This is a genomic window from Vibrio sp. C8 (genome assembly GCF_054051265.1).
Window position 1 is genome coordinate 178755 of record NZ_JBPAOE010000049.1, and the last position, 22680, is coordinate 201434.

20 protein-coding genes are annotated in these 22680 nt (G+C 42.2%); 5 read left to right on the forward strand and 15 right to left on the reverse strand.

All coding sequences use genetic code 11. The annotated features are described in order from the left end of the window. The first annotated feature begins 174 nt into the window (after nucleotides 1-174). Complete coding sequence (locus ACRQQK_RS17400) at nucleotides 175-363, forward strand: hypothetical protein (protein ID WP_102941332.1); 189 nt, start codon at nucleotides 175-177, stop codon at nucleotides 361-363. A gap of 54 nt (nucleotides 364-417) precedes the next feature. On the opposite strand, the gene ACRQQK_RS17405 is transcribed toward ACRQQK_RS17400, so the two are convergent. Next, nucleotides 418-903 (reverse strand): RNA-binding S4 domain-containing protein, encoded by a 486-nt coding sequence (locus ACRQQK_RS17405; RefSeq protein WP_457513494.1) that lies wholly within the window; start codon nucleotides 901-903, stop codon nucleotides 418-420. A gap of 114 nt (nucleotides 904-1017) precedes the next feature. On the opposite strand from ACRQQK_RS17405, the gene ACRQQK_RS17410 reads away from it, so the two are divergent. Together ACRQQK_RS17410 and ACRQQK_RS17415 are read left to right on the forward strand one after the other, a co-directional pair. Further along, the gene (locus tag ACRQQK_RS17410; RefSeq protein WP_457513496.1) at nucleotides 1018-1812 is read left to right on the forward strand and encodes a substrate-binding periplasmic protein; all 795 of its coding nucleotides are present in this window, start codon (nucleotides 1018-1020) and stop codon (nucleotides 1810-1812) included. A gap of 121 nt (nucleotides 1813-1933) precedes the next feature. Then, nucleotides 1934-2527, forward strand: coding sequence for a response regulator (locus tag ACRQQK_RS17415; RefSeq protein WP_457513498.1), 594 nt, complete (start codon nucleotides 1934-1936; stop codon nucleotides 2525-2527). Here ACRQQK_RS17415 and ACRQQK_RS17420 read toward each other — a convergent pair. The 6 genes from ACRQQK_RS17420 to ACRQQK_RS17445 all read right to left on the reverse strand — a co-directional run bounded on the left by ACRQQK_RS17420 (nucleotide 2524) and on the right by ACRQQK_RS17445 (nucleotide 11319). Next, nucleotides 2524-3423, reverse strand: coding sequence for a LysR family transcriptional regulator (locus ACRQQK_RS17420; RefSeq protein ID WP_457513499.1), 900 nt, complete (start codon nucleotides 3421-3423; stop codon nucleotides 2524-2526). The genes ACRQQK_RS17415 and ACRQQK_RS17420 overlap by 4 nt on opposite strands. A gap of 128 nt (nucleotides 3424-3551) precedes the next feature. Then, complete coding sequence (locus tag ACRQQK_RS17425; RefSeq protein ID WP_457513501.1) at nucleotides 3552-4901, reverse strand: GGDEF domain-containing protein; 1350 nt, start codon at nucleotides 4899-4901, stop codon at nucleotides 3552-3554. Between the two features lie 16 nt (nucleotides 4902-4917). Further along, nucleotides 4918-5526: a response regulator gene (locus ACRQQK_RS17430; protein WP_457513503.1), complete on the reverse strand. Its 609-nt coding sequence runs from the start codon at nucleotides 5524-5526 to the stop codon at nucleotides 4918-4920. 14 nt (nucleotides 5527-5540) lie between these two features. Beyond that, nucleotides 5541-6698 (reverse strand): EAL domain-containing response regulator, encoded by a 1158-nt coding sequence (locus ACRQQK_RS17435; protein WP_457513505.1) that lies wholly within the window; start codon nucleotides 6696-6698, stop codon nucleotides 5541-5543. Next, a complete protein-coding gene (locus tag ACRQQK_RS17440) occupies nucleotides 6688-10278 on the reverse strand; it encodes an ATP-binding protein (protein WP_457513506.1) in 3591 nt (1196 codons plus the stop codon). Before ACRQQK_RS17440 ends, ACRQQK_RS17435 begins: the two co-directional genes overlap by 11 nt. 429 nt (nucleotides 10279-10707) lie before the next feature. After that, entirely contained in the window at nucleotides 10708-11319 is a 612-nt protein-coding gene (locus tag ACRQQK_RS17445; RefSeq protein WP_457513507.1) for a glutathione S-transferase family protein, read from the reverse strand. Between the two features lie 107 nt (nucleotides 11320-11426). Between ACRQQK_RS17445 and ACRQQK_RS17450 the strand changes: the two genes are divergently transcribed. Further along, nucleotides 11427-12002, forward strand: coding sequence for a TetR/AcrR family transcriptional regulator (locus ACRQQK_RS17450; protein WP_457513508.1), 576 nt, complete (start codon nucleotides 11427-11429; stop codon nucleotides 12000-12002). Between the two features lie 7 nt (nucleotides 12003-12009). Here ACRQQK_RS17450 and ACRQQK_RS17455 read toward each other — a convergent pair whose 3' ends face one another. The 6 genes from ACRQQK_RS17455 to ACRQQK_RS17480 form a co-directional block, all read right to left on the reverse strand. Continuing rightward, complete coding sequence (locus tag ACRQQK_RS17455) at nucleotides 12010-13620, reverse strand: ABC transporter ATP-binding protein (protein WP_457513510.1); 1611 nt, start codon at nucleotides 13618-13620, stop codon at nucleotides 12010-12012. After that, nucleotides 13621-14682 carry an ABC transporter permease gene (locus tag ACRQQK_RS17460; protein WP_457513512.1) on the reverse strand — a complete coding sequence of 354 codons (1062 nt, stop codon included), beginning with the start codon at nucleotides 14680-14682 and terminating at the stop codon, nucleotides 13621-13623. 2 nt (nucleotides 14683-14684) lie between these two features. Further along, nucleotides 14685-15773 (reverse strand): microcin C ABC transporter permease YejB, encoded by a 1089-nt coding sequence (locus ACRQQK_RS17465; RefSeq protein WP_102955462.1) that lies wholly within the window; start codon nucleotides 15771-15773, stop codon nucleotides 14685-14687. Between the two features lie 8 nt (nucleotides 15774-15781). Next, the gene (locus ACRQQK_RS17470; protein WP_457513514.1) at nucleotides 15782-17599 is read right to left on the reverse strand and encodes an extracellular solute-binding protein; all 1818 of its coding nucleotides are present in this window, start codon (nucleotides 17597-17599) and stop codon (nucleotides 15782-15784) included. Nucleotides 17600-17813: 214 nt separating this feature from the next. Next, a complete protein-coding gene (locus tag ACRQQK_RS17475) occupies nucleotides 17814-18332 on the reverse strand; it encodes an NUDIX hydrolase (protein WP_042483205.1) in 519 nt (172 codons plus the stop codon). Between the two features lie 88 nt (nucleotides 18333-18420). Continuing rightward, a complete protein-coding gene (locus ACRQQK_RS17480) occupies nucleotides 18421-19353 on the reverse strand; it encodes an exopolyphosphatase (RefSeq protein ID WP_457513516.1) in 933 nt (310 codons plus the stop codon). Between the two features lie 196 nt (nucleotides 19354-19549). On the opposite strand from ACRQQK_RS17480, the gene ACRQQK_RS17485 reads away from it, so the two are divergent. Next, nucleotides 19550-19810, forward strand: a complete 261-nt coding sequence (locus tag ACRQQK_RS17485; protein WP_457513572.1) for a putative hemolysin — start codon at nucleotides 19550-19552, stop codon at nucleotides 19808-19810. A 98-nt stretch (nucleotides 19811-19908) separates the two neighbouring features. Here the strand turns inward: ACRQQK_RS17485 and ACRQQK_RS17490 are convergent, their stop codons facing one another. Both ACRQQK_RS17490 and ACRQQK_RS17495 read right to left on the reverse strand, forming a co-directional pair. Continuing rightward, nucleotides 19909-21309: an APC family permease gene (locus ACRQQK_RS17490; protein ID WP_457513518.1), complete on the reverse strand. Its 1401-nt coding sequence runs from the start codon at nucleotides 21307-21309 to the stop codon at nucleotides 19909-19911. Nucleotides 21310-21360: 51 nt separating this feature from the next. Continuing rightward, nucleotides 21361-22653, reverse strand: coding sequence for an NAD(P)/FAD-dependent oxidoreductase (locus ACRQQK_RS17495; protein ID WP_457513520.1), 1293 nt, complete (start codon nucleotides 22651-22653; stop codon nucleotides 21361-21363). Nucleotides 22654-22680: the final 27 nt, after the last annotated feature.

The window sequence follows — 22680 nt, forward strand, 5'->3', positions numbered from 1 at the left end:
ATGAATTTATTTTGAATTTTCAAATATGAGACAATGTCTCTTATCCTTTTAAACTGAAGAATAAATCGCCTGAATACTCGCTTGAACTTTAGACGCTACGAAATCATCATATGTGGTCTACAATTGTGGTGAGAAACGGTCTCGTGTTATTCACCGTCAATTAGGAGGTGCAAAATGAACATTCGTGAAAGCATTGATGCACTTGAGCAACAAATATACATTGCTTGCTCAGAAGGAGACTACGAAACGGTCAATATGCTTGAAGCGCAGTTGGAAAGATTGCGTGGTAAAGCCGAACACCCTTTCGATGAAGATCCCTACGCCTTAGAAGGTAGAGCTTTTCTAGATGACGACTGGAGTTAAAAAATGGGGGAGCTTATGCTTCCCCCATAACAATATGTAAAAAAGTCAATACGCTTAGAAAAACTTGATAGAACCCCTACCACCTATTTTTTCTTCTTTCTCAGGCTCGACTTCTATTGGTTTTGATTTCGGATTTGAATCAGACTTCTTATTCGCCTTGTTATTCGCTTTAGCTGGCGTAGCTTTTTTCTTTTCCTGTTTCTTATTCTTTGCTTTATCGGCTTGTGGCTTTATCGGTTTTGCTTTTACGTCTTCAACCACGTTTTCTGTTACAGGGGCATCACAAATCACCAAATAAAACTCTTGGTTAAATTCGATCAAATCACCGTCATACAATTTTCGGCGCTTGCGAACTTCAATTTCACCATTAACAGCGACATAACCTTCCGTAATCGCGTACTTCGCTTCACCACCACCACTGACAGCGTCAGCAATTTTTAGAACCTTATAAAGTTCAATAGGTTGATTATCAACTTCTACGCCAATAGCCTCTATCTCGATTTCTTCTTCATCTTGGAAATCGGGCTCAAATTCGTTCATTTCACATATCCAGTAAAATTTTTCTGCAGTTTAGCGTTTTACGCTTTGTTTATAAACCGAAACTCATTTATAAAACTAAACTAAAGGTAAGCGTATTAAAAAGGATGACGATGAATGCGCAAAGTTTGGGTAGCCGTGTTAAGTGGATTAACGTATGTGCCTTGTTGTTATGGTGAAACAATCACGGTTGAAATCCTGACAGATGAATCTTATCCACCATACACCTATGCAGAAGATGGTGAAGCTGTTGGTATTTACCCTGATATCGTTCACGCGATCGATGAAAAGCTGGTAGATTTCGATATATCTATTCGCCCTGTCCCTTGGAAGCGAGGACTGAAACTCATTGAATCAGGGCGCAGTTTCGCTCTAATGCCTCCATATTTTCACCCAGAAAGCCGTGGCTTCATTTCCCCCTATTCTCATCCCATGCTTGATGAGGATGTGGTAATTTTTTGCAGCAATGAAGTTATAAAACAAAACAGCCGAAAGATGTGGCCTGAAGACTTCTATGGTCTAACAATCGGCATAAACTCAGGGTTCAATATCGGCGGACCTGACTTTTGGCAAGCATCAGATGATGGGAAACTCTTTATCTCTGAAGCTAAAGGAAACCAGCTTAATCTCATCAAACTCCGCAGTCGCAGAATTGATTGCTATATAAATGACCGTATTTCTATTCTTTGGGAAACAAAACGCTTACTTGAAGAGGAAGCGTTGGCAAAACCTTTAAACTTTAGCCTTGCAATGCATCTTAATACTGAATCGGGATATATGGCTTATACCAACGTTCATGAAGAGAAATATCCATATAAAGAGAAATTTGTTAGAGAGTTTGATGCTGCACTAATCGAACTTCAAAACTCAGGAGAGATAGAGAAGATTGTTCAATATTACACCGGAGAATAATTCCACCTACAATATTCTCACTTTCCTACTTGGAAACTTCCCTTTTCCACACTTTCTGTAAGAAAAACCCTATAGTGATTCCAAGAGTTAGCACTTAACGAATTAACCGAGGGTACACAACATGACAACGAATACAAAAACTGCACTAATTATCGACAGTTTCCCAATGGTACAACAAGCAATGCAACAGATGCTTCTTACGAACAATGGCTTCGATAAAGTGCTGTTGGCCAGCGATGCTTTTACAGCAGCGTCAGCATTAAGACAGCATGATATTAGCTTAATTATTCTGGATATTCAGTTGGTTGGATTTGATGGGTTAGATTTTCTACGCCGCATGAGAGCAAAACAATTCGCAGGTAAAATATTGTTTGTCTCTAGTAATGAACACAGTATGTATTCCAACGCTGCTAAAAAAATGGGCGCTAATGGTTACGTTCTAAAAACGGAAAGTACTGAGATCATTCAAGACGCTATTTCTAGTGTTCTACGTGGCTACAATGTTTTCAAACACAACAGTGACAACGAGTTCTCTGCGTTATCAAAGCGTGAAACGATTGTATATAACTACCTTGTAAAAGGTTTCACCAACAAACGTATTTCTGAATTGCTATCAATCAGTACAAAAACGGTAAGTACATACAAAAGTCGTATTTTGAACAAATGTAATGTGGATTCAATCATAGAGCTTGTACAGCTGAAAGAAACTGCTTAAGGGATCGAAAACTGCTCGACTTTCTTTTTAACAATATCTGAAAGCAACATGTGCAAGGGATTGCTTCTGTTACTCGCCTTCATCACAGCCACCAGCGAATAATTATCTATCTTTTGGTATACCTCTGGAAGAACACGGAAGCAGAATCTATCATCCGTGACATCAAACAACTGACTCATCGAAAAACCGCCAATTTCATCAATTGTATCCAACATACAAATTAAGTTATCAACATAGGCATACACGTTAAGATCATGCCCAGCCAACGCTGTAATCTCTTGCAGTAGAATTTTGATGTCATGTCGACCACGTGCTGCCATTCCGACAAAAGGTAAGTCTAATACATCTCCATCGCTCAAGTCTGCCATTCGGGAAGGCAGAATAACACCATGTCTTAACGTTTTTATGCGTCCCTGATACATCGATTTGTTTAATGTAGGGTTAAAGTAATTAACACCTAAATCAACGTTGCCATTGGTAATGTCTTGTGTAGTGTGGTTGTCATATGTAAGTAAGGATAGGGATGCTCGTGGGAATATAGCTTTCAACTCCATCAACAACTGCGCACCAAACTGCATATGCATCACTGGAATGATAGCAATATTAATATCACCGTCATAATTGGCACAATCTATGGTGTTTTTTGCAAGTGCCGACTGAATGGTGTTAATTCCGTCGATGATACTTGGAACCACTTCTTCGGTAAAAGCGGTAGGTTCAAGACCTTGACTGTCTCGAACAAAAAGAGGATCGTCAAGCTGCTCACGCAGTTTGGACAAATGCTTACTCACGGCACTTTCCGTTACCCCAAGAGCGCGACCAACCAACTTTAAGTTTCTGTGTTTGTACAATAAAACAAATGTTTGCAGTAAGTTGTAATCTAAGTTATTTGGCATAGCGAATCCAATTCTCTACAACATATATACAAAACAGCGACTAAATGCCTGTTTTGCTAATTCAATTTTCTTTTAGCCTCCAATCTATCATTCTTATAGAGTATTAGCGAATCCAACGAAGAACGGGGTTAGGCTTGTTTATCTTTATACAAATTTTCGTCGGCACGACGAATAGCAGACTCTACAGGTTCATTCTCCATAATTTCAACAACACCTACTGAAACGCCAACGCTTAGTGCATAAGGAGAGAAGGTCGTTTCGCATACACACTCTTTTAGACGTTCTGCTAATCTTGTTGCGTTGTCTTGCTTGCAACCGGGAAGTACCGCAAGAAACTCATCGCCACCAGAACGAATTAAGTAGTCAGTATCTCGAAATACTTCTTTCATGGCTGCAGCAATTTGCTTAATGGCCTCATCACCAACATGGTGACCATAAGTATCGTTGATCGTTTTGAGTTTGTTCCCATCAATAGCAAGAATGCTTGCTCCCTTTTCTTTGACAACACTTTTGAAATCATCACTTTCAAGCGCGTTACGGTTTAACAGACCGGTCATCTGGTCTTGTACAATACTACTTTCCGCTTCGCTGAGTTTGATTTTATTCAGATCCAATTCTTTAAATCTGAACAGAATAAATCCACTCGCTATCCAAATGATGAAAAAGAAAATAACAGTGCTATAAACAATTGATAAAACAGGAACTTTATATACGTACACCGTTGAATTATCAGCCACAAAGTCGATGTTATAAGAGAACTTTCCATCCATCGAACTTTTACCGTAGATGAGCTCGTAGAAAGTCACACCGTTTATGACTTTTTTCTCAACATGTACATCTGAAGCGCCATCAAAACGCGACATAAAGATATCGATATTCACATCACCGACGATCATATCCTGGAAATAAATTGGGCTAGAAACGGTGATAAATACCTCACCGGATTCATTTTTATATGGGTCTGAAATCAAAATGCGATCAGAAAGCCTTCTTTGCGAAGCTTCAAGAGCACAGTTTCGACGACCCAAACATTGCTCAATCTCGATATTGGCATCTTTCTTATCAACGGTTGTCAACGAACTGGTGTACGAGCGGTAATACATCACATCCTGATCCGGCAGAATAGTCGGCATCTCTTTGATAAGTTGATGAAACTCGTTTTCTATGGCGATATCAACATTGGTCAACTCACTGATATCGTTGTAATGATAGAAACCGCTGTCTTGGTATTCTAGTAAGTCTTTATTTCCCTCTTCAATGGCGTCGTACTTACTCACTTCACTCTCAAGAATCTTACTGGTGAAAAAGAGTACTTGGTTGTACTGCGCCATTGTCTTAGAGAATTTTTCGAACTCTAATTCACGTTCATTGATATGCGAATCAACGTAAAAAACCATAGATATTACGTAAAGAATCAAGCTAACCATAAAACTGGTCAGTACGATTTCTTTGATATTTTTTCTCGTTTTCATCGTCATATTTTGTAGCTTTGAGTTAGATAATGTTCTTATTAATGCTCATCAGTTCAACAATCGATTTCACGTTATACTTCTCAAGAATTCGAGATTTGTACGTACTGATTGTTTTCGGACTAAGAGAAAGAATGCTCGCTATCTCTTTGTTACATTTACCATCCACGAGATAAGTAAAGACCACAAGTTCTTGTTTTGAAAGTTGAACATCATTTGAACCACTGTCTTTCATCAGCTTGTAGAAACTATAACCATTTAGAATGCATTCTACCGCATCGTTTAGAATATTAAGATCTTCAGACTTGCAAACATAGCCATCAGCACCAAGTTTGTAGGCTGTTTCAGAGTACAAGCGGCTATCATTTGCAGAAATAAACAAAGACTTACCAATAAAACCGTGAGACTTGATACGACGAAGCAGTTCAAAACCGTCCGACTTCACTAGGTTCACATCTAGGATAAGAAAATCGATTTGTTCTTTTTGAATCAGTTTTTGCGCTTTAATTGGATCTTGTTCAACGATGATGGTTTCGAATCGTCCGCCTTTATCCAAAAGTTGTTTGATTGCAGCACATACTAGTGGGTGATCGTCGACTACAAGACAAGTTAAAGAATTATTTGTTTGAATCATTACAGTCAGCCTCGTTAAGCCATTAATTTATATTCAATTGGTTGGGGTCTGCCAGTGAAATAACCTTGGCAAAGGTCTATCCCCATACTTTGTAAATGCGCCCAAGTCTCATTGTCTTCGACTCCCTCAGCGACAAGACGCATGTCCAGTTGCTTCGCCATTGAAACAACCAGAGAAAGAATCGCGTTTTTCCTTTTATCGCGATGACAAGACGTAATAAGTGCCCTGTCGATTTTCATTTCGGTGAAAGGTAAATCCGCTAACTTTATTAACGAAGAATAACCGGAACCAAAATCGTCAATAGCCAGCTCAACATCGTTAAGACGTAAGCGAGCGAAATTCTCAAACATGGTTGGATTGTGTTTATACACTTCCATTTCCGTCATTTCGATAATCAAGTTTTGAGGTGAAAAGTCATGACGTTCACAGCACTCCAGTACCTGAAAAGCAAAGTTTGAATCACCAAAATTGGCCAAAGCCGCATTCACTGAAATAGAACCCGACAACTTCCCACTGCTGTGGTCTTTTAATGCTTGTTCCAATACGTAGAAAAACAAGCGTACATGCCATTGCTCTTTATCGATAATCGGCAAAAACGTGTTTGGGCTTAGATAGCCATACTCTGGATGATCCCAGCGAATAAGGACTTCATTACCGCTTTGCGTATCATTAGTAAAACGACATTGAGGTTGATAGAAATTGACCAGCCTATTTGAGTCAAAAGCGTTATCCAGATCTGAACGCAAGAACTCGATCACGTTGTCACTCACCTTAGGGCAAGGCACCGTCTGAGCAACTGAATTCAGTACTGACGCTAAATCCGTATTTGAAATAGGTTTCGTTTGTGACGAAATCACATTTAAGCCAAGTTGGCGACACATCATTTCAGCCAAAGCAATAATGCTTTTGTCATGGCCGCTCAGTAGGCATAGTTGCCCTTGGTAGTTCTGCTTTTTAAGCGAGTTTAGAAACGTTAAGCCATCTTCTTCTGGCATAGACAAATCACAAAACACAAGGTCAAATTCTTGATTTTCACAAATTGCCAAACCTTGTTTGCTACTTTGTGCAACACGTACTTCATCACTACCAAAGGTCTGCAATTGAATTTTCAGCGTAATACACTGAATCGGATCATCGTCAACGATGAGCACGCGCTGAATGCTATACGACATATTTGTTTATCCACGCTTTTGTTTGTTCAATACTGGTAGTGATGTCACCTACCAAATGTTCGAATAATTGGTCGATGTTACCTTCAGAGTTCTGCATTCCATTTTCTAAATCCATTGCACGTTGCTGAACTGCGGTTTCACCTACTGTTCCAGCTCCACCCTTAATACGGTGAGCAATTTCCTTGATCAACTTTCGGTCGCCTTTGCTTTCAAGTAGCAAAGACAAGTCTTTTTCCATCGTTTCTACATACACTTGTGACAGAATTTGAGCATCTTCAGCGTCATATTTCGCCAACCAAATCTCAGCGACTGGTTCGTCAGAAAAAAGATATTGTGCAAGCAATTTATGTAGTCGACTAATGCCATAAGGCTTGTACAACATCGTGTCGAAGCCTGTGTTCATTGCTTTCTCATTAGCGACTCGTGAGTCTTCCGCAGTACAGCCAATCAAAGTGATATGACTAAGTTCTGGTTGCTTGCGTATACGGGTCACTAACTCATATCCGTCCATCACTGGCATGTGACAATCCGTTATTAGAAGGTCATACTCCATTGGCTTAGCTTGCAGTAACTCGAGTGCTATCAAACCGTTGTCGACGATATCCACATCGATACCAAGTTCAGCTAATTGTTGCTTAAACACCAACTGGTTTATTGGGTTATCTTCAGCCACTAGCACTTTACCGTTCAATGGAGCGCGCATATCTTCTTCATCAGATACTGTCATTTTTTCATTACCAACTACTGCATCGAACAATAAATCAGGGAAGAAAGGCGTAGAGTTCAAGTACACACAACACCCATTTCGGCTGCGGAAAACATCTAGGTCTTTCTTAATCACGATACTGTGTTGATGTTCGCAACAACTATCATCGAAATTTTCTTGGTCATAAATGTCGATATTTTTTAGTGAACACGAACTGTTCTTGTTGCTCGTCCATATATCGATCCAGCTCGACATCAAAGGATCAGTACCGTGATAAGTCGCACAAACAACTTTCTGAGACTGCCCATAGGTACGAACCAACTCGTGAGGAATAGTAAACGATACGGTTGTTCCCAAATTTGGCTCACTATCAATGCTAATTCTTCCACCCATCACTGTGACCAAATTGTGTACAATCGCCATACCTAAGCCGGTTCCACCAAATCGACGAGCAATCGTTGAATCCGCCTGATAAAACGGGTTGAATACACCTTTGATGACATTTTTACTCATGCCAACGCCGGTATCAGTTACTGAAAGAGACACACATTTCTCGTCCAATGTAATATCTACAGTGATTCTGCCGGAGTCAGTGAACTTTATTGCATTCGACAGTAAGTTGTTGATAATTTGGCTAAAACGCAAAACATCAATCTTAACTACTTTGACTGTAGTCGGAGTCCAGTTCACTTCAAACTGCAAGCCTTTCTTTTGAGCTGAGACACAGTGGACACGCAACAATTCGCCCGTTTCTCTCAACAAATGGCATTCACCTAAATCAAGCTCAAGCTGTTGTGCTTCAAGCTTTGAGAAATCCAAAATGTCATTCACCAATAGATGCAGATGGCGAGTTGAAGAAATGATGTTATTGATCATCATCAGCGTGTCTTCATCATCAGTGCGAATTTTCAGCATTTCTAGTAAGCCGGCCATACCCGCGATTGGGGTACGAAGTTCATGACTCATACTCGCTAAGAAACGTTCTCGTGCTTGCACTGCATGCTGAGCCGTTTCATTCGCCGCGCGTAATGCACGCTCTTGCTCTTTCTGAGCAGTCACATCATGCACAACAGTTAAAACTAACTCTTCAGCATCGGCAGGCCCGTTGATGCGAGTCCTGAAGTAATCAATAGTCTGTAAACCCGCATTGCAAGTTTGAACATCAACGTCACGTTGAATGGTTTCCCCCACTTTTAACACGCGTGACAGTTCTTCATTGTTTTCAATCACCTTGTGCTCTGGGCGATCTTTCTGAGCAAGGCTGCAACTTTTACACTTACCGCTTTCTACGCCACTACAGTTACTTAGCAGCAACTTATGCTTAGTATCGTGAATAAAAATCTGGTTAGGTAAGCTGTTAATAATGTTCTGTAGGAAACGTAAGTTATTTTGCGTTCTTTGCGCTTCTTTCTCATTCAGAGAGACTTGCAACTGAAAGTTTTTCTTCCACAGATAAAAGATAAACACGCTCATGACAATAATGCCGGCGAGAATCGACAAGCCTACGATGACTAAGTTTTTATCGAAGCCATAAACAATGTTGAATTGGGTATATCCGTTTTGCAGACGGTGGATTTCCTTTGGGCTAATCGTCGATGCGACGCCATCAATTAGGTCACTGATCTGACGGTCGTCTCCCCTTACGGTGATCGCTACATCAATCTCTTTGTAAGAGTGACGTTTAATAACAAGCTTATCGTCATCATCATTTGCGACCAGATAATCGAGTATGTCCTCACGAACATAGGCTTGACGTAACTTGCCATTTCTTAGGTCATCAACAAGTTGCTTAATGCTAATGTAGGTAATTGTATTTTCGCCAAATATTCGATTCTTAATGCTTTGATACGCCGGAGTGTTGGCAAACAAAACACCTTCATTCGCATTCTTCTTATATGCCAGCCCTTTATAACTGACCGCATAATATTTAATCGTTGCTAAGGGGTTAGATACCGCTGTCCAGTCAAGATCATGGGAATCCATTAACACCGCAGGAACAAAATCTATTGCTTTTTGTTTTAACAACCCTAATGGCGTTTCACCATCATGCAAAGGTACATACTGGAATCGCATTGATGTACGGATTTCAATTAGCTTGAGTAGTTCTGGAAGAAACCCAGCGATCTCGCCACTAGTATCGCGATAAAACAGAGGATAGGAGTCATCCCAAATTGTATAACGAATCGTTGGATTAACTTCGTTCGACACCGCATTTCGTGCAACATCTATTTGATGGTAGATATTGTCCGAATGGACACCCGATAGATTTGATTCTTGATTCAACACTAAATTGATATTTTGCATCAACAGTTGGCTATTCTTAGGCGCTGCAATACGAATGTTCTCAGTATCAAACCAGTCAGGAATTTCTATACGACCAATGGTTTGAGTAGATGAATTCACACACGCCAACAATGATACATAGCTATCTAGCACTGCATCCGCCTGACCAGAGTTAACCTGGTTGATGGCGTCAGAAAAACTCTCTGCTTCATAAATATTTGGCAGACCACGTGAATCCAACTTTTTGCAATAAATAGAACCTTTGACACATACCCATTTCATAGAACTAGGCGAAACATGCATTAGGCTTTTATTTCGGTACCAAATAGCAATCGAGCTCTGATATAAAGTTTCACTATAGATATAATTTGAATCGCTTGTATCAGAAAGTCCTACGGCTAAGTCCGCTTCTTTTTTATCAATAGCTTGATGTAATGAATACACTGTCGGATAAACAATATATTCAACATCGATATTGAGACTTTTTGACAAGCTATCAACCAAATCAGTCTCGATATCATAAGTAGGGTCATGATATGCATAATTATCAAGCGTACGAGAAAGCAATGCCACTTTAATTTTATTCGGCATTGTATTCGATCTGTCACTTGGTGCTGACAAAGCGTAAGTATTAAAAACCATACACATGGCAGAAATAAATAATAGGAATAAACGGTTCACAATTTACTCATACACATCAAAAATAGAATGTAAGAATAAAAAAAATGGGATAGAAGTCAAATAGAAAACAAATATAGTTATTTACTAAGTGCATGTATATTAATGGGTTTTAATAAATTTGTAGGCGCTATCCGACAATATTATCAGATGTAATCCAACAGATTGGGATGTGATTTATAGGTAGAAGGTATGAATATTCTTATGAATAATTACAATAAGGTCTAAAGAGAGTGTTATCTAGGACTTAGCCTCCCTTTAATTATTCCGAACACATATTACTCAGTTTCATTCGGCTAAAAGAAAAATAATAAGGAGGCTAATATTAGTTACTTATGAAATTTATTGAAATGCAGGGCGTTGGGATAATTCATCAAACCAACGCGCAATATTGGGGTACTGATTTAGAACGTCAATTTGTAGGGCTTTTTCCGCAAATCCTACAAATATAAAACCGGTAATATCAGCAATAGTGAGTGCTTCTGTAACAATGAATGGGTTACCTGTTAGCTGTTGTTCCAATTGAGGAAGGAAACTTTCAACGCGGCGTTTACTTTCAATACCCCACTCTTCGACACACGTTTCGCGATCTTTATAAATACCTGAGATATTTCGGAATGCTTGGAAGCCTGCATACAAGCCTTGGAACTCCACCACTCGGTTCCACATTTCAACTTGAGCTGTTTCTAAATGCGTTTCACCAAAGAGGTTTTTTCTGTTGGGAGTCGCTTCATGGAAGTAGCGACAAATGGCAACACTCTCACAGATGGTGACACCACATTCTAACTCCAGCATAGGAACTTTGCCATTTATGCTTTTTTGCTTGAAATCATCCACTAGGTTCTCTCCCTCACGCACATTGACTTGAACGCGTTCAATATCAACACCTAGCTCTTTGAGGAAAATGGAAACTCGGCGACAACTTGGAGTCGGGGCAAATTCGTATAGTTTCATTGTTGTTCCTTGTATTCTGGCTTTAACTAACCGATCGTTTAGGTTATACTTTATTCGTTTTCTAAACGATCAGTCAAGAATTAATTATTGCAGATGAGGCCAGCGATATGGCGAGAAAAAGTAACTTTGATAGAGATGAAAAGCTTGTTCAAGCGATGGAGCTATTCTGGCAAAAAGGCTATGCCAACACTGCGATCTCTGACCTGATTGATTCATTACAAATCAACCGGTTTAGCCTCTATAACTCTTTCGGTGATAAGAGAAACTTGTATTACGAAGCGTTGGAGAAGTACCTATCAAGTGTTTCTATTCCCACGCTGTCGTCATTGGAAAACCAAGATGCTTCACTTGAAGAGCTGGAACAATTTCTTAAGCAATTTGCACAAATGCAAAGGCTGAACAACCGTGGTTGTTTTATGCAAAACGCCCTTGTGGAACATGCAGGAACCGATGACACCGTATTACAGAAAGGCCATTTTCTGTTTGACCATTTGATAGAGATAATTTCAAGAGCGATTAGCAACGCACAACGCCAGAACAAGCTGCGCGCATCTCATGATCCACGCGGCTTGGCTCAACTTGTCCTAACACAGATGCAAGGCATGCGGGTGCTCGGAAAAGCCAAGCGCAATGACGATTTAGAGATGGCTTTGACCACTTTGCTTATGTTGATCAAAGCCTGACCAAGAATCAAAACGTAGACAGGTTCACCAGCTCCTGAGTATATGGATGTGAAGGCTTATTAAACAAAGCTTGGGTTTCACCCTGCTCTACGATTTTTCCTTGCTTCATTACAATGGTGTAATGACATAGAGACTTCACTACGTTGAGGTCGTGACTGATAAACAAATAGGTTAAGCCATACTTCTCTTGAAGGGATTTGAGCAAATCCAACACCTGTGCCTGTACCGTCCGATCTAGCGAAGAAGTCGGCTCATCAAGCAATATAAACTCAGGCTTTAACACTAGTGCCCTGGCGATAGCAATGCGTTGCCTTTGTCCGCCGGAAAACTCGTTTGGGTAACGATGGCGAGTTTCAGGGTCGAGATCGACCTCTTTCATTACTTCACAAATAAGCTGATCGATGGTTTCCTCATCATGTTCAAAATGCACTCGCAAACCTTCGCCAATGACTTGAGCGACAGACATACGAGGATTTAACGCCGAAAAGGGGTCTTGGAAAACCACCTGCATTCGACTGCGGTAAGGCAGCATGCTTTTTCTGTCTAGCCCTTGCAGCTCGTTTCCTTGGTAGCGAATAGAACCTTCGGATTCCACGAGCTTTAATATCGCCATCCCTGTGGTTGATTTCCCCGAGCCACTTTCGCCCACCAAGCCAATCGAATGCCCTTTTTTCAGGTCAAACTTCATATCAGTGACCGCTTTGACATGGGCAATGGTTTTTCTTAACAGACCGCCTCTAATCGGGAACCACACTTTTAACTGCTCAGTGGTCAGCAAACTTGGACTGTTTATGTCGGCGTTAACGGGAACACCGCGTGGATCGGATTCGATTAGCAACTTGGTATATGGATGTTTTGGTGCGGAGAAAAGCGTTTTACACGCTTCGATTTCCACCAGCTTGCCGTGCTGCATAACCGCAACACGATCAGCAATCCGTCTGACAATACTTAAGTCATGAGTAATGAACAGCATTGCCATTCCCAGCTCTTGTTGTAACGCTTTCAGCAAGTCGAGAATCTGCGCCTGTACAGAGACATCAAGTGCAGTGGTTGGCTCATCAGCAATTAATAACTCGGGCTCGTTAATCAACGCCATCGCTATCATTACTCTTTGCCGCTCACCTCCAGAAAGCTCGTGAGGGTAAGCATTGATCTTTTGTTCGGGATGACGAATACCGACTTTCGCTAACCAGCCAATTGCCTGCTCTTCGGCTTTTTTCTGCCTCACGCCACGGTGAATCGCCAGTGTTTCCACCAACTGCTTGCCAATCTTATGCAGAGGATTCAACGAGACCATAGGCTCTTGGAATATCATACCAATGCGCCCACCACGAATGCCTCTCAGTTGTCGTTCAGAACAGCTAAGCGTATCTAAGCCTGAAAACTGGATATTACCCTCAAGATAGTGAGCAGAACCCTTCGGTAATAACTTTAATATTGCATTGGCAGTGACCGATTTCCCGGAGCCACTCTCTCCCACCAGCGCCAGTGTTTCACCTTTGTTGATGGAGAAAGAAACTTGCTCCGTGACTTTCTCGATAGACTCACCACGACCAAAACCCACAGAGAGGTTTTCGATTTTAAGCAGGCTTTCGATTTTTAACGAATGTTCGCTCATCTATCCTCTCCTTTGCATATTTGGATCGAAGGCGTCACGCACAGCTTCGCCAATAAAAACAAGTAAAGTCAGCATCATCGAAAGCACGACAAACGCAGAAATACCGAGCCAAGGAGCTTGTAGGTTAGCTTTGCCCTGCGCAAGTAACTCACCGAGAGAAGGCGAACCCGCTGGAAGGCCAAAACCTAAGAAATCTAAAGAAGTTAATGTCGTTACTGAGCCAGAAAGAATAAACGGCATCATAGTCAGCGAAGCCACCATAGCGTTTGGCAACATATGACGCAGCATAATACGCGAGTCACTCACTCCCATCGCTTGCGCCGCGCGAACATAATCGAAATTTCTGCAACGCAAAAACTCCGCACGAACAACACCAACCAAACTCATCCAGCTAAACAGCACCATGATCCCCAGTAACCACCAGAAATTCGGTTCCACAAAGCTGGATAAAATGATGAGCAAAAACAGTGTTGGCAAACCAGACCACACTTCAATAAAGCGCTGCCCTAGCAAATCTAACCAGCCGCCGTAATATCCCTGCGTTGCACCAACAACCACACCAACGAACGAAGAGACAACCGTTAATACAAATCCAAACAAAACGGAAATGCGAAAACCATAAATGATGCGAGCAAGTACGTCTCTTCCTTTGTCATCCGTGCCTAACCAGTTCACAGCATCAGGAGCAGATGGCACCGAACCTTGAATATTGAAGTTAATCGTGTCGTAACTAAAGCGGATGACAGGCCAAATGATATAACCTTTCTCTTCAATCAACTCGATGACATACGGGTCGGTATAGTCTGCTTCAGTTTCAAACTCGCCGCCGAAACGTGTCTCAGCATAAGCATTAGACACAGGGAAGAACCACTGATTATCGTAAGAAATAAACAGTGGCTTGTCGCTCGCAATCACTTCCGCAAATAGGCTGACAATAAACAAAAGTGAAAACAACCACAGTGACCAGAAACCGCGGCGATTGGCTTTAAATCTCTGCCAACGCGCGACGGTAAGTGGATTTGCTGTTGCGTTTTTTCGTAGCGCCCCATTTTTTACTACCACAATCAGCGCGCCTCAAAATCAATGCGCGGATCAACCCATGTATAAGTTAAATCCGAAATAATACCGAGCAATAGCCCAAGCAAAGTCATGATATACAGTGAACTAAACACCACCGGATAATCCCTTTGAATGGTAGATTCGAAACCTAATAAGCCAATCCCTTCCAGCGAAAACATCACTTCAATCAACATAGAGCCCGTAAAGAAAATACTGATAAAAGCGCTTGGGAAACCAGCAATGATGATCAGCATGGCATTACGGAACACATGCTTATACAGAATACTGCCCTCATCCAGCCCTTTTGCACGAGCGGTTACGACATACTGTTTGTTGATCTCATCCAGAAACGAGTTCTTGGTTAACATGCTCAATGTTGCGAATCCACCAATCACCATAGCGCAGGTTGGCAATGCCAAATGCCAGAAATAGTCGATGACCTGTTGGTACCAAGTGAGACTGTCGAAGTTATCCGATACCAGTCCGCGCAAAGGGAACCAACTAAAGTAGTTACCACTGGCGAACAAGATGATCAGAATGATAGCAAACAGAAATCCGGGAATGGCGTAGCCGACAATCACTAGCGCGCTCGACCAAATATCAAAGCGAGAACCATGATGTATCGCCTTCATAATTCCTAACGGGATGGAAATCAGGTAGATGATTAAGGTACTCCATAATCCCAGAGATATGGAGACAGGCAGACGATCGACAATCAAATCAATCACGTTACCGCCACGGAACAGGCTTTCACCAAAGTTAAACGTGACGTAGTTCTTCAGCATATCGAAGTAACGCACATGTAAAGGTTTATCAAACCCAAACTGACGTTTTATCGCTTCTACCACCTCAGGGTCTAAGCCGCGAGAACCTTTGTATCCGCTGCCATTACTGTTATCTGCACTCGACAAATCAACTTCCTGACCACCACCAGAAAAGCGCTCCATGACACCGGATGTTTGTCCTTCTAGCTGAGCGATAGCTTGCTCTACAGGGCCACCCGGTGCAATTTGGATGATAAAAAAGTTGATAGTGATGATTGCCCATAATGTGGGGATAACCAGCAACAGGCGACGAAAAATATAGGCAGCCATATAACCTCTTATCGACGTTTTTGAGGCAATTTTTCGGCTTTCTCTTTCGAGATCCACCAAGTATCTAAACCTAAATCGTATTTTGGCATCACACTTGGTCGCTCAAACTTATCCCACATCGCCACACGATAAAGGCTCGAATGCCACTGAGGAATGATGTAGAAGTTCCACTGTAGAATTCGGTCAAGCGCACGTCCCAAACTTAACAGCTTTTTCGGTTGTTCCTGATTTTTTGAAATCTGAAACGTAAGGTCATCAATGACAGGGTCCATCACTCCAGCAGTATTGTAGGTTGAATCTATGTAGTTTGAGTTCCACACAATCATCAGGTTAGAACTTGGGAAAGGGTTAGCAAAATAAGATGACGAGACCATATCGAAATCGCGGTCACGCAGACGCTTGATATATTGCGTATTATCAACGGTGCGAATTTTCATCTCAATCCCCATAAGTTTGAGATTTTTTTGCAACGGTATCGCGATACGCTCAGTGGTCGGGTTGTAGATAAGCAGTTCAAAAGTCATTGGTTCGCCAGTTTTAGCGTTCACCATCACTTTATCTTTCAGCTCCCAGCCTGCGCTTTTTAACAAGGCAAATGCGGTTCTCATTTGGGTGCGGATACGGCCACTGCCGTCCGTCACTGGAGGTTGATACTCTTCAGTAAAGACTCTTGGGGGAATCGCTTGTTTAACTGGGTTGAGAATAGCCAACTCGTCTTCGCTGGGTAAACCTTTCGCTTCATAGTCGGTGTTTTGGAAATAGCTGCGAGTGCGAGAGTATTGGCTATAGAACATGTTCTTGTTCATCCACTCAAAATCCATCGCATAGTTCAGAGCTTCACGAACTCGCACATCTTGGAATACTGGTCTTTGCGTGTTGAACACAAAACCTTGCGTACTGGCGGGCGCATTGTGCTCAATTTCTTCTTTCTTAATAAAGCCATTATCGAAGTTAACGCCAGTGTAAGATGTCGCCCAGAATTTAGCTTGGCTTTCCTGACGTAAATCAAATTCACCTGCCTTGAACGCTTCCAGCATCACCGTATCATCTCGGTAATAGTCATATTGAACTTGCTTGAAGTTGTTGCGCCCAACATTGACGGGGAGATCCTTAGCCCAGTAGTTGTCATCCAGCTTATACGTCACGCTCTGACCCATTTTGTAGTCCGAGATTTTGTATGGGCCGCTACCTACTGGCGGCTCATTTAAAGGCTCTGCGAAGTTTTTGTCTTTCCAGAAATGTTCGGGTAACACTCGAGTTCCCTGAGCAAAGCTAAACAACTTTTCTCTATTGGGTTCCGACATTTCAATACGCACGGTCAGTGGTGCTATCGCCTTAACGGATTTGATCTCTTTGTAATAGACGCGGTACTGAGGTACGCCTTCAGTCATGAACTTGTTGAAGGTGAATTCAACATCGGCTGCGGTAATTGGCTCACCATCCTGAAAACGGGCTTTAGGATTAATGTCTAACTCAAGCCAGGTGTAGTCATCGGAATAGCGCACTTTTTCAGTGATAAGGGGATAATAGGAGTCAATTTCATCGGTTGGTGAATACATTAGGCTGTCATAAAGCTCACCGGTATATATAGCTGGCACACCACGTGAAGCATAACGGTTAAAATTATCGTAAGTACCGACCTGTCCATAAGTGATTTTTCCGTACTTGGGAGCATCAGGATTGACGTAATCAAAATGAGTAAAGTCTTGCGGATACTTTGCTTCACCAAAGCCAACCAATCGAGTGGTTTCGATAACGTCCGCCAAAGCAAAGTGGCTAATTGCAGTAAGCACAATCCCTAAAACAAGTGGTTTGGCATTTCCCATTCCGCGAATCCTTCTATTTATCAAAATGACACTGAGTTACCCGTCGCCATATTACATAGCTCATATCTGGATAATGCAGGATACTATTAATAATTCAGTCACTTGGATAAGTATAGAGAAGTTTCCAAAGAACGAAACCGCCAAAGCGTCAGCAAGTTGCAACAAATCTACATTTCAGCGGTTTCTTATGTTCATGTCTCACGCTTTAGAGATATCAGAGCATTTCTTGAGCAATCAAACGCAGCAAATAGGTTTCGCGCTCGATACTCATACCCTTTTTCGGGCTTTCTAGAATGGTTTTTTCGTTGTGAGCTATCGCTTGGTGAATATTAATCCAACGAGGCTCCATGCCATTGCGTATTTCGTAATCTTCAAATTTGGTATTGCCCAGTTCACGATCAATCTTGCAGGTGTAGCAATACGAGATCATATGCATCACATCAAAATCATTTTTGTACCAAGGTCGAAACTCCTCGTAGATACCGTAAGGCTTAATGGAATGGATATTCTTCGCCCCAGTTTCTTCCTCCAGCTCACGTACCAAACCTGCAAGCACATCTTCCCCGTCATCTAAGCCGCCCCCCGGAAGCGTGTAGTCATGATATCGCTCCGTATACAGCATTAAGATATCTTCGCCATCAATCACAATCGCTCTTGTTGCTTTACGTTGTAGCACTGTGTACTGGCTTAAACGTTCGACATCAGGATGAACGGCAGTTTGTAAATGTCTCATGGTTGTTCCCTTAAATTTCTCGGCGCGAATTCTAACATAAAAAAGCCCCGTTAAACGGGGCATAAGTCACCTGGAACAAGCCTTGATTTCAACCATCTGCGGTAATTCGCTTAATTAACTCTTGCTCAACTTTCGGTGCGAGATCAACATCGATCTGACAAGTTCCCGCGGCGTGGTGACCACCGCCTCCATATTCAAGCATTAGCTCGCCCACATTGGTTTTTGAGCTGCGATCAAAAATGGATTTACCTGTGGCAAACACGATGTTTTGCTTTTGGAAACCCCACATTTTATGAATTGAAATATTACACTGCGGGAAAAGGGCATAAATGATGAAACGGTTGCCAGCGTAAATCACCTCTTCTTCGGTTAGATCTAGCACCACCAAATTCTTATATACGGTGCCGCACTTCATAATTTGCTCTTTAAACTTGTTTTCATGCTCTCGATACAACTCTATCCGCTCTCTCACATCAGGCAGATCGAGAATTTGCTCAATGGTGTGGTTACCGCAGTAATCAATCAGATCCATCATCAGGTTATAGTTTGAAATTCTGAAATCGCGAAACCGCCCCAAGCCAGTTCTCGCATCCATCAAAAAGTTAAGCAGGTTCCAACCCGTAGAATCCAGAACTTCATCACGGGTAAACTGTGCAGAATCGCCTTTGTCCACCGCATCCATCATTTCCAACCACGCTTCAGGAAAAACATCCAACCCACCGTAGTAGTCCCATACCACTCGTGCCGCAGAAGGCGCATTTGGATCAATAATGTGATTAAGTCTGGGTTCTGTATTGCGAATGGTTTCAGAAAGGTGGTGGTCAAATATCAGAAAGGCGTTTTCAACATAAGGTAAGTTGGTGGTGATATCGTTTTCTGTTATCGCTATCTTGCCGTCTTGCATATCTTTGGGATGCACAAACTTAATGTCGTCAATTAAGTTAAGTTTTTTGAGCAACACTGCGCAAACCAATCCGTCAAAGTCACTTCGGGTGACAAGCCGATACTTGTGCTCCGCCATTAGTTAATCCCCTAAATTTTTATACTCATCATTCTTCCCCTCATGCTTTCACCACTATTGATGCTCAACTCAAGAAAGCACTATTCCTTAATTTTAGACAGCATGATTTTTTTAACAAACTTAAGACAATGGTTTTTAAAAAAATATTCTACAATTTCCATATGACGTTCTAATAAGCCCATGGAGAAACCCAATGATAAAACACAGTATTGTGATTTCAGCGTTAATAAGTAGCGCCCTGCTTGCTGGTTGCTCATCAAGTGAACCGGATGAATATGATGTGAAGGAATATGAAGCCACCACGAGCCCAGCTTCACTCTATTGTGTACAACAAGGCGGGAATCTTGAAATGGTTAGCGAAGATAAAAAGCGCGTAACCTATTGTGTGCTCTCTGAAGACGAGAAATATGAACAATGGGAATACTACGAAAACCGACAAGAAAAAGATAAGCAATAAGTACGCAGCTATTCATTCAGTTAGCGGTTAACAAAGGCAGCAGATGCTGCCTTTGTTTTATTGTCCAACAGAACAAATCAATTCATCATGTGTGTTGGCTAGCTCATATCAGGCGTAAACAAACCACGCTTCATGTAAAACTTCACCCAAAGCGCACCAATGATACTAATAAGTAACAAAATACCACCCGCAACGCTGTACACCGTTTGGGTCATTTCCTCAGATGGCGAGTTATGCAAAGCCACATAAGCCATAGCAACGATTCCGAGAATCTGTGGGATTGGGAAAAACGGAGTTTTATATGGACGCTTGTGATTTGGCAGTTTCTTACGCAATACAATCACATCAATATGGGCCACCATGTAAGCCAATAGCCAACTGGTAGTGGCAGCAATCACTAACACAATCAGTGAATCAATATCAACAAGCATGAAGGCTACCGCTGTACATGCTGCAATCATCACCACACCAGCCCACGGCACATCGTAACGGTTTTTCGCTTTAAGCTGCGGGAACGCTTGTCCTTGCATTGCCATACCGTGCAACATTCTCGGGATTGAAGCCAGAATAGTATTGATGGTGCTGCACGTAGCCGTCAGAGCCATGACAGTGGCAATCATCAAACCGCTTTGACCAAACACACCGTTTGCGTAATCCAGGTAAGGAATGGGTGACGTGACCAACGTTTCGGCGTCCAAATACAGTGTTGCACCGTACGCGAAAGCGAGGAAAATGGCGAATATCATCGTCAATGACCAGTGCATTGCTCGCGGTACATTCTTGGTTGGGTTTTCAACCTCATTAATCATTGGGCAAATAAACTCGACGCCAACCATCAGCCACATAGCCAATGCAATTAGACCAACGAAACTTCCATCCAATACGCCACCAAAGCTCCAGTCGACACTATCACCAACCAGTACTGGATGAGGTTCATTGATTCCCGTAATCGCAAACATACCAATCAAAATCAAAGCGCTTACCAACACAAATGCTAGTACATTTTGCACTTTGGCAAACACATCGGCTCCTATCAGGTTGGTCACACTAAGAATAAGTAATATGGCTAACGGTACGAATTTTTCAGGAAATAACCCCGGTAGCAGCTCAGCGAGCATTGCATCGACTAAGAACATTTCAACAGGTAATGCCAGAATCGCCACCACCACGTAGCCTGAAAAGACAGACACAATCGCAGGGAAATGCCCTATTGCTTTTTGTGTATAAGTTGCCAAAGTGCCTTCTTGAGGAAACATTAGAGACAGTTCAGCAAAGCTCATTGCGTTAAATTGCGCCAGTATGTATGCGCAAATCATCGCAGCGATGAAGGCCATTCCGCCAATACCGATACCTTGAGTGGCGGAAATCATAGCACCTTGTACAATAACCAACCCGATGCAAATTGCCATCATGGTTGGTAATCCCATTTTTTTGACTGCGGATTTTGCTACTGACCCTTCAGCAACCGCAATTTTGCTTAAGTATGATGTATCGCTCATATCCAAATTCCTTTTGTAAATAGAGTCTTATGACTTAAACCAAAGTATCAATCACAGTCTGTCAAACCGGTACGGTGACGGATCTATGATTGGGTTCATACCACTAACTAAATCTGCGGCTAACTGCCCTGCCGCAGGTCCTGTACCAAAACCATGCCCTGAAAAACCGGTCGCGATGGTTAATCCCGGAATATCCTTTATCCGATCAATAACAGGGTTTGAGTCTGGTGTTACATCGATTTGCCCAGCCCACGCCTCTTCAATTTGAGCACTGTCAAAAGCAGGCCATGCTTTACGTAAATTGGTCAATGCCTCCTGATTTAATCCACCGTTGTGTAAAGGATCAATGGTTCTAATTTTCTCAAAAGGAGAGTGCCTATCTTTAGCCCAACGCCTTGAGAGGGTTAAATCGCTTAAGAAGTATTTGCCAAGTGAAATACGTAAGTAACTGCGCTGGTGTTTTAACTGACTCAAATATCGGTGCCCAATCAACAAGTGGTCCAGACATAATGGCGCATCCAGAGCCCCCCGCTGAGTAATGATGAATCCACCGTCTTGATGTTTTCGGAACGAGAAATTTGATGCTCCGACGGCTATATCTGTTGGACCTTCCATTGGTTTGGTGCGTATCACCGAACAGATCAACGGCAGTGTTGGAAGCGAGATACCTTCATTGTCTAGGAAACGACGTGACCAAGATCCACCTGCAAGCAGGACTTGTTCGCATCGAATCTCACCTTGTTCAGTGACTACACCTGTCACTTTGCCTGCTGAACGTGAAAGCCCTCTCACCGCACAGTTTTGAATGAGTGTCGCCCCTTTGTTCGCAGCAGCTTGTGCCATTGCACTGGTTGCAATTGCCGGTTCTGCACGACCGTCTGACGGAGTGTAAATACCACCCAACCATTTTCCTTTACCGCCTTGAACCATAGAGTCAACTTGGGCAGGCGATAACATACGAGAATCCAGCTGCAACGACTTGACCGACTCCAACCAGCTTTCATGCATTGACAGTTGTTCTTCTGAATCGGATAAAAACATGATGCCAGCTTGTTTATAACCAACATCACGTCCGACTCTTTGTGACATCTGAGCCCAAAGTTTATCTGCCGCTAGTGCCAAAGGTACATCATCAAAATGTCGATTTGTCTTACGAATCCAACCAAGGTTTCTTGAAGACTGTTCTCCGGCTATATGTCCTTTTTCAAGCAGCACGACCGGAATATTTCTTTCTGCTAATGTCAGTGCGGCACTCACACCAACAATTCCACCACCGATGATCACCACACTGGTCGATTTTGGCACCACATCGGTAGTCTGAATTCGCTCAAGGGTTTTAGTCATAATCCTTTATTCCTAAAAGGATGAGGC

Coding starts and splice junctions, on each gene's coding strand:
- ACRQQK_RS17445 (WP_457513507.1), bottom strand. CDS start 11,319: ATGAAACTATACGAATTTGCCCCGACTCCAAGTTGTCGCCGAGTTTCC.
- ACRQQK_RS17440 (WP_457513506.1), bottom strand. CDS start 10,278: ATGCCGAATAAAATTAAAGTGGCATTGCTTTCTCGTACGCTTGATAAT.
- ACRQQK_RS17420 (WP_457513499.1), bottom strand. CDS start 3,423: ATGCCAAATAACTTAGATTACAACTTACTGCAAACATTTGTTTTATTG.
- ACRQQK_RS17475 (WP_042483205.1), bottom strand. CDS start 18,332: ATGAGACATTTACAAACTGCCGTTCATCCTGATGTCGAACGTTTAAGC.
- ACRQQK_RS17400 (WP_102941332.1), top strand. CDS start 175: ATGAACATTCGTGAAAGCATTGATGCACTTGAGCAACAAATATACATT.
- ACRQQK_RS17425 (WP_457513501.1), bottom strand. CDS start 4,901: ATGACGATGAAAACGAGAAAAAATATCAAAGAAATCGTACTGACCAGT.
- ACRQQK_RS17405 (WP_457513494.1), bottom strand. CDS start 903: ATGAACGAATTTGAGCCCGATTTCCAAGATGAAGAAGAAATCGAGATA.
- ACRQQK_RS17465 (WP_102955462.1), bottom strand. CDS start 15,773: ATGGCTGCCTATATTTTTCGTCGCCTGTTGCTGGTTATCCCCACATTA.
- ACRQQK_RS17455 (WP_457513510.1), bottom strand. CDS start 13,620: ATGAGCGAACATTCGTTAAAAATCGAAAGCCTGCTTAAAATCGAAAAC.
- ACRQQK_RS17495 (WP_457513520.1), bottom strand. CDS start 22,653: ATGACTAAAACCCTTGAGCGAATTCAGACTACCGATGTGGTGCCAAAA.
- ACRQQK_RS17430 (WP_457513503.1), bottom strand. CDS start 5,526: ATGATTCAAACAAATAATTCTTTAACTTGTCTTGTAGTCGACGATCAC.
- ACRQQK_RS17480 (WP_457513516.1), bottom strand. CDS start 19,353: ATGGCGGAGCACAAGTATCGGCTTGTCACCCGAAGTGACTTTGACGGA.
- ACRQQK_RS17470 (WP_457513514.1), bottom strand. CDS start 17,599: ATGGGAAATGCCAAACCACTTGTTTTAGGGATTGTGCTTACTGCAATT.
- ACRQQK_RS17415 (WP_457513498.1), top strand. CDS start 1,934: ATGACAACGAATACAAAAACTGCACTAATTATCGACAGTTTCCCAATG.
- ACRQQK_RS17490 (WP_457513518.1), bottom strand. CDS start 21,309: ATGAGCGATACATCATACTTAAGCAAAATTGCGGTTGCTGAAGGGTCA.
- ACRQQK_RS17435 (WP_457513505.1), bottom strand. CDS start 6,698: ATGTCGTATAGCATTCAGCGCGTGCTCATCGTTGACGATGATCCGATT.
- ACRQQK_RS17410 (WP_457513496.1), top strand. CDS start 1,018: ATGCGCAAAGTTTGGGTAGCCGTGTTAAGTGGATTAACGTATGTGCCT.
- ACRQQK_RS17450 (WP_457513508.1), top strand. CDS start 11,427: ATGGCGAGAAAAAGTAACTTTGATAGAGATGAAAAGCTTGTTCAAGCG.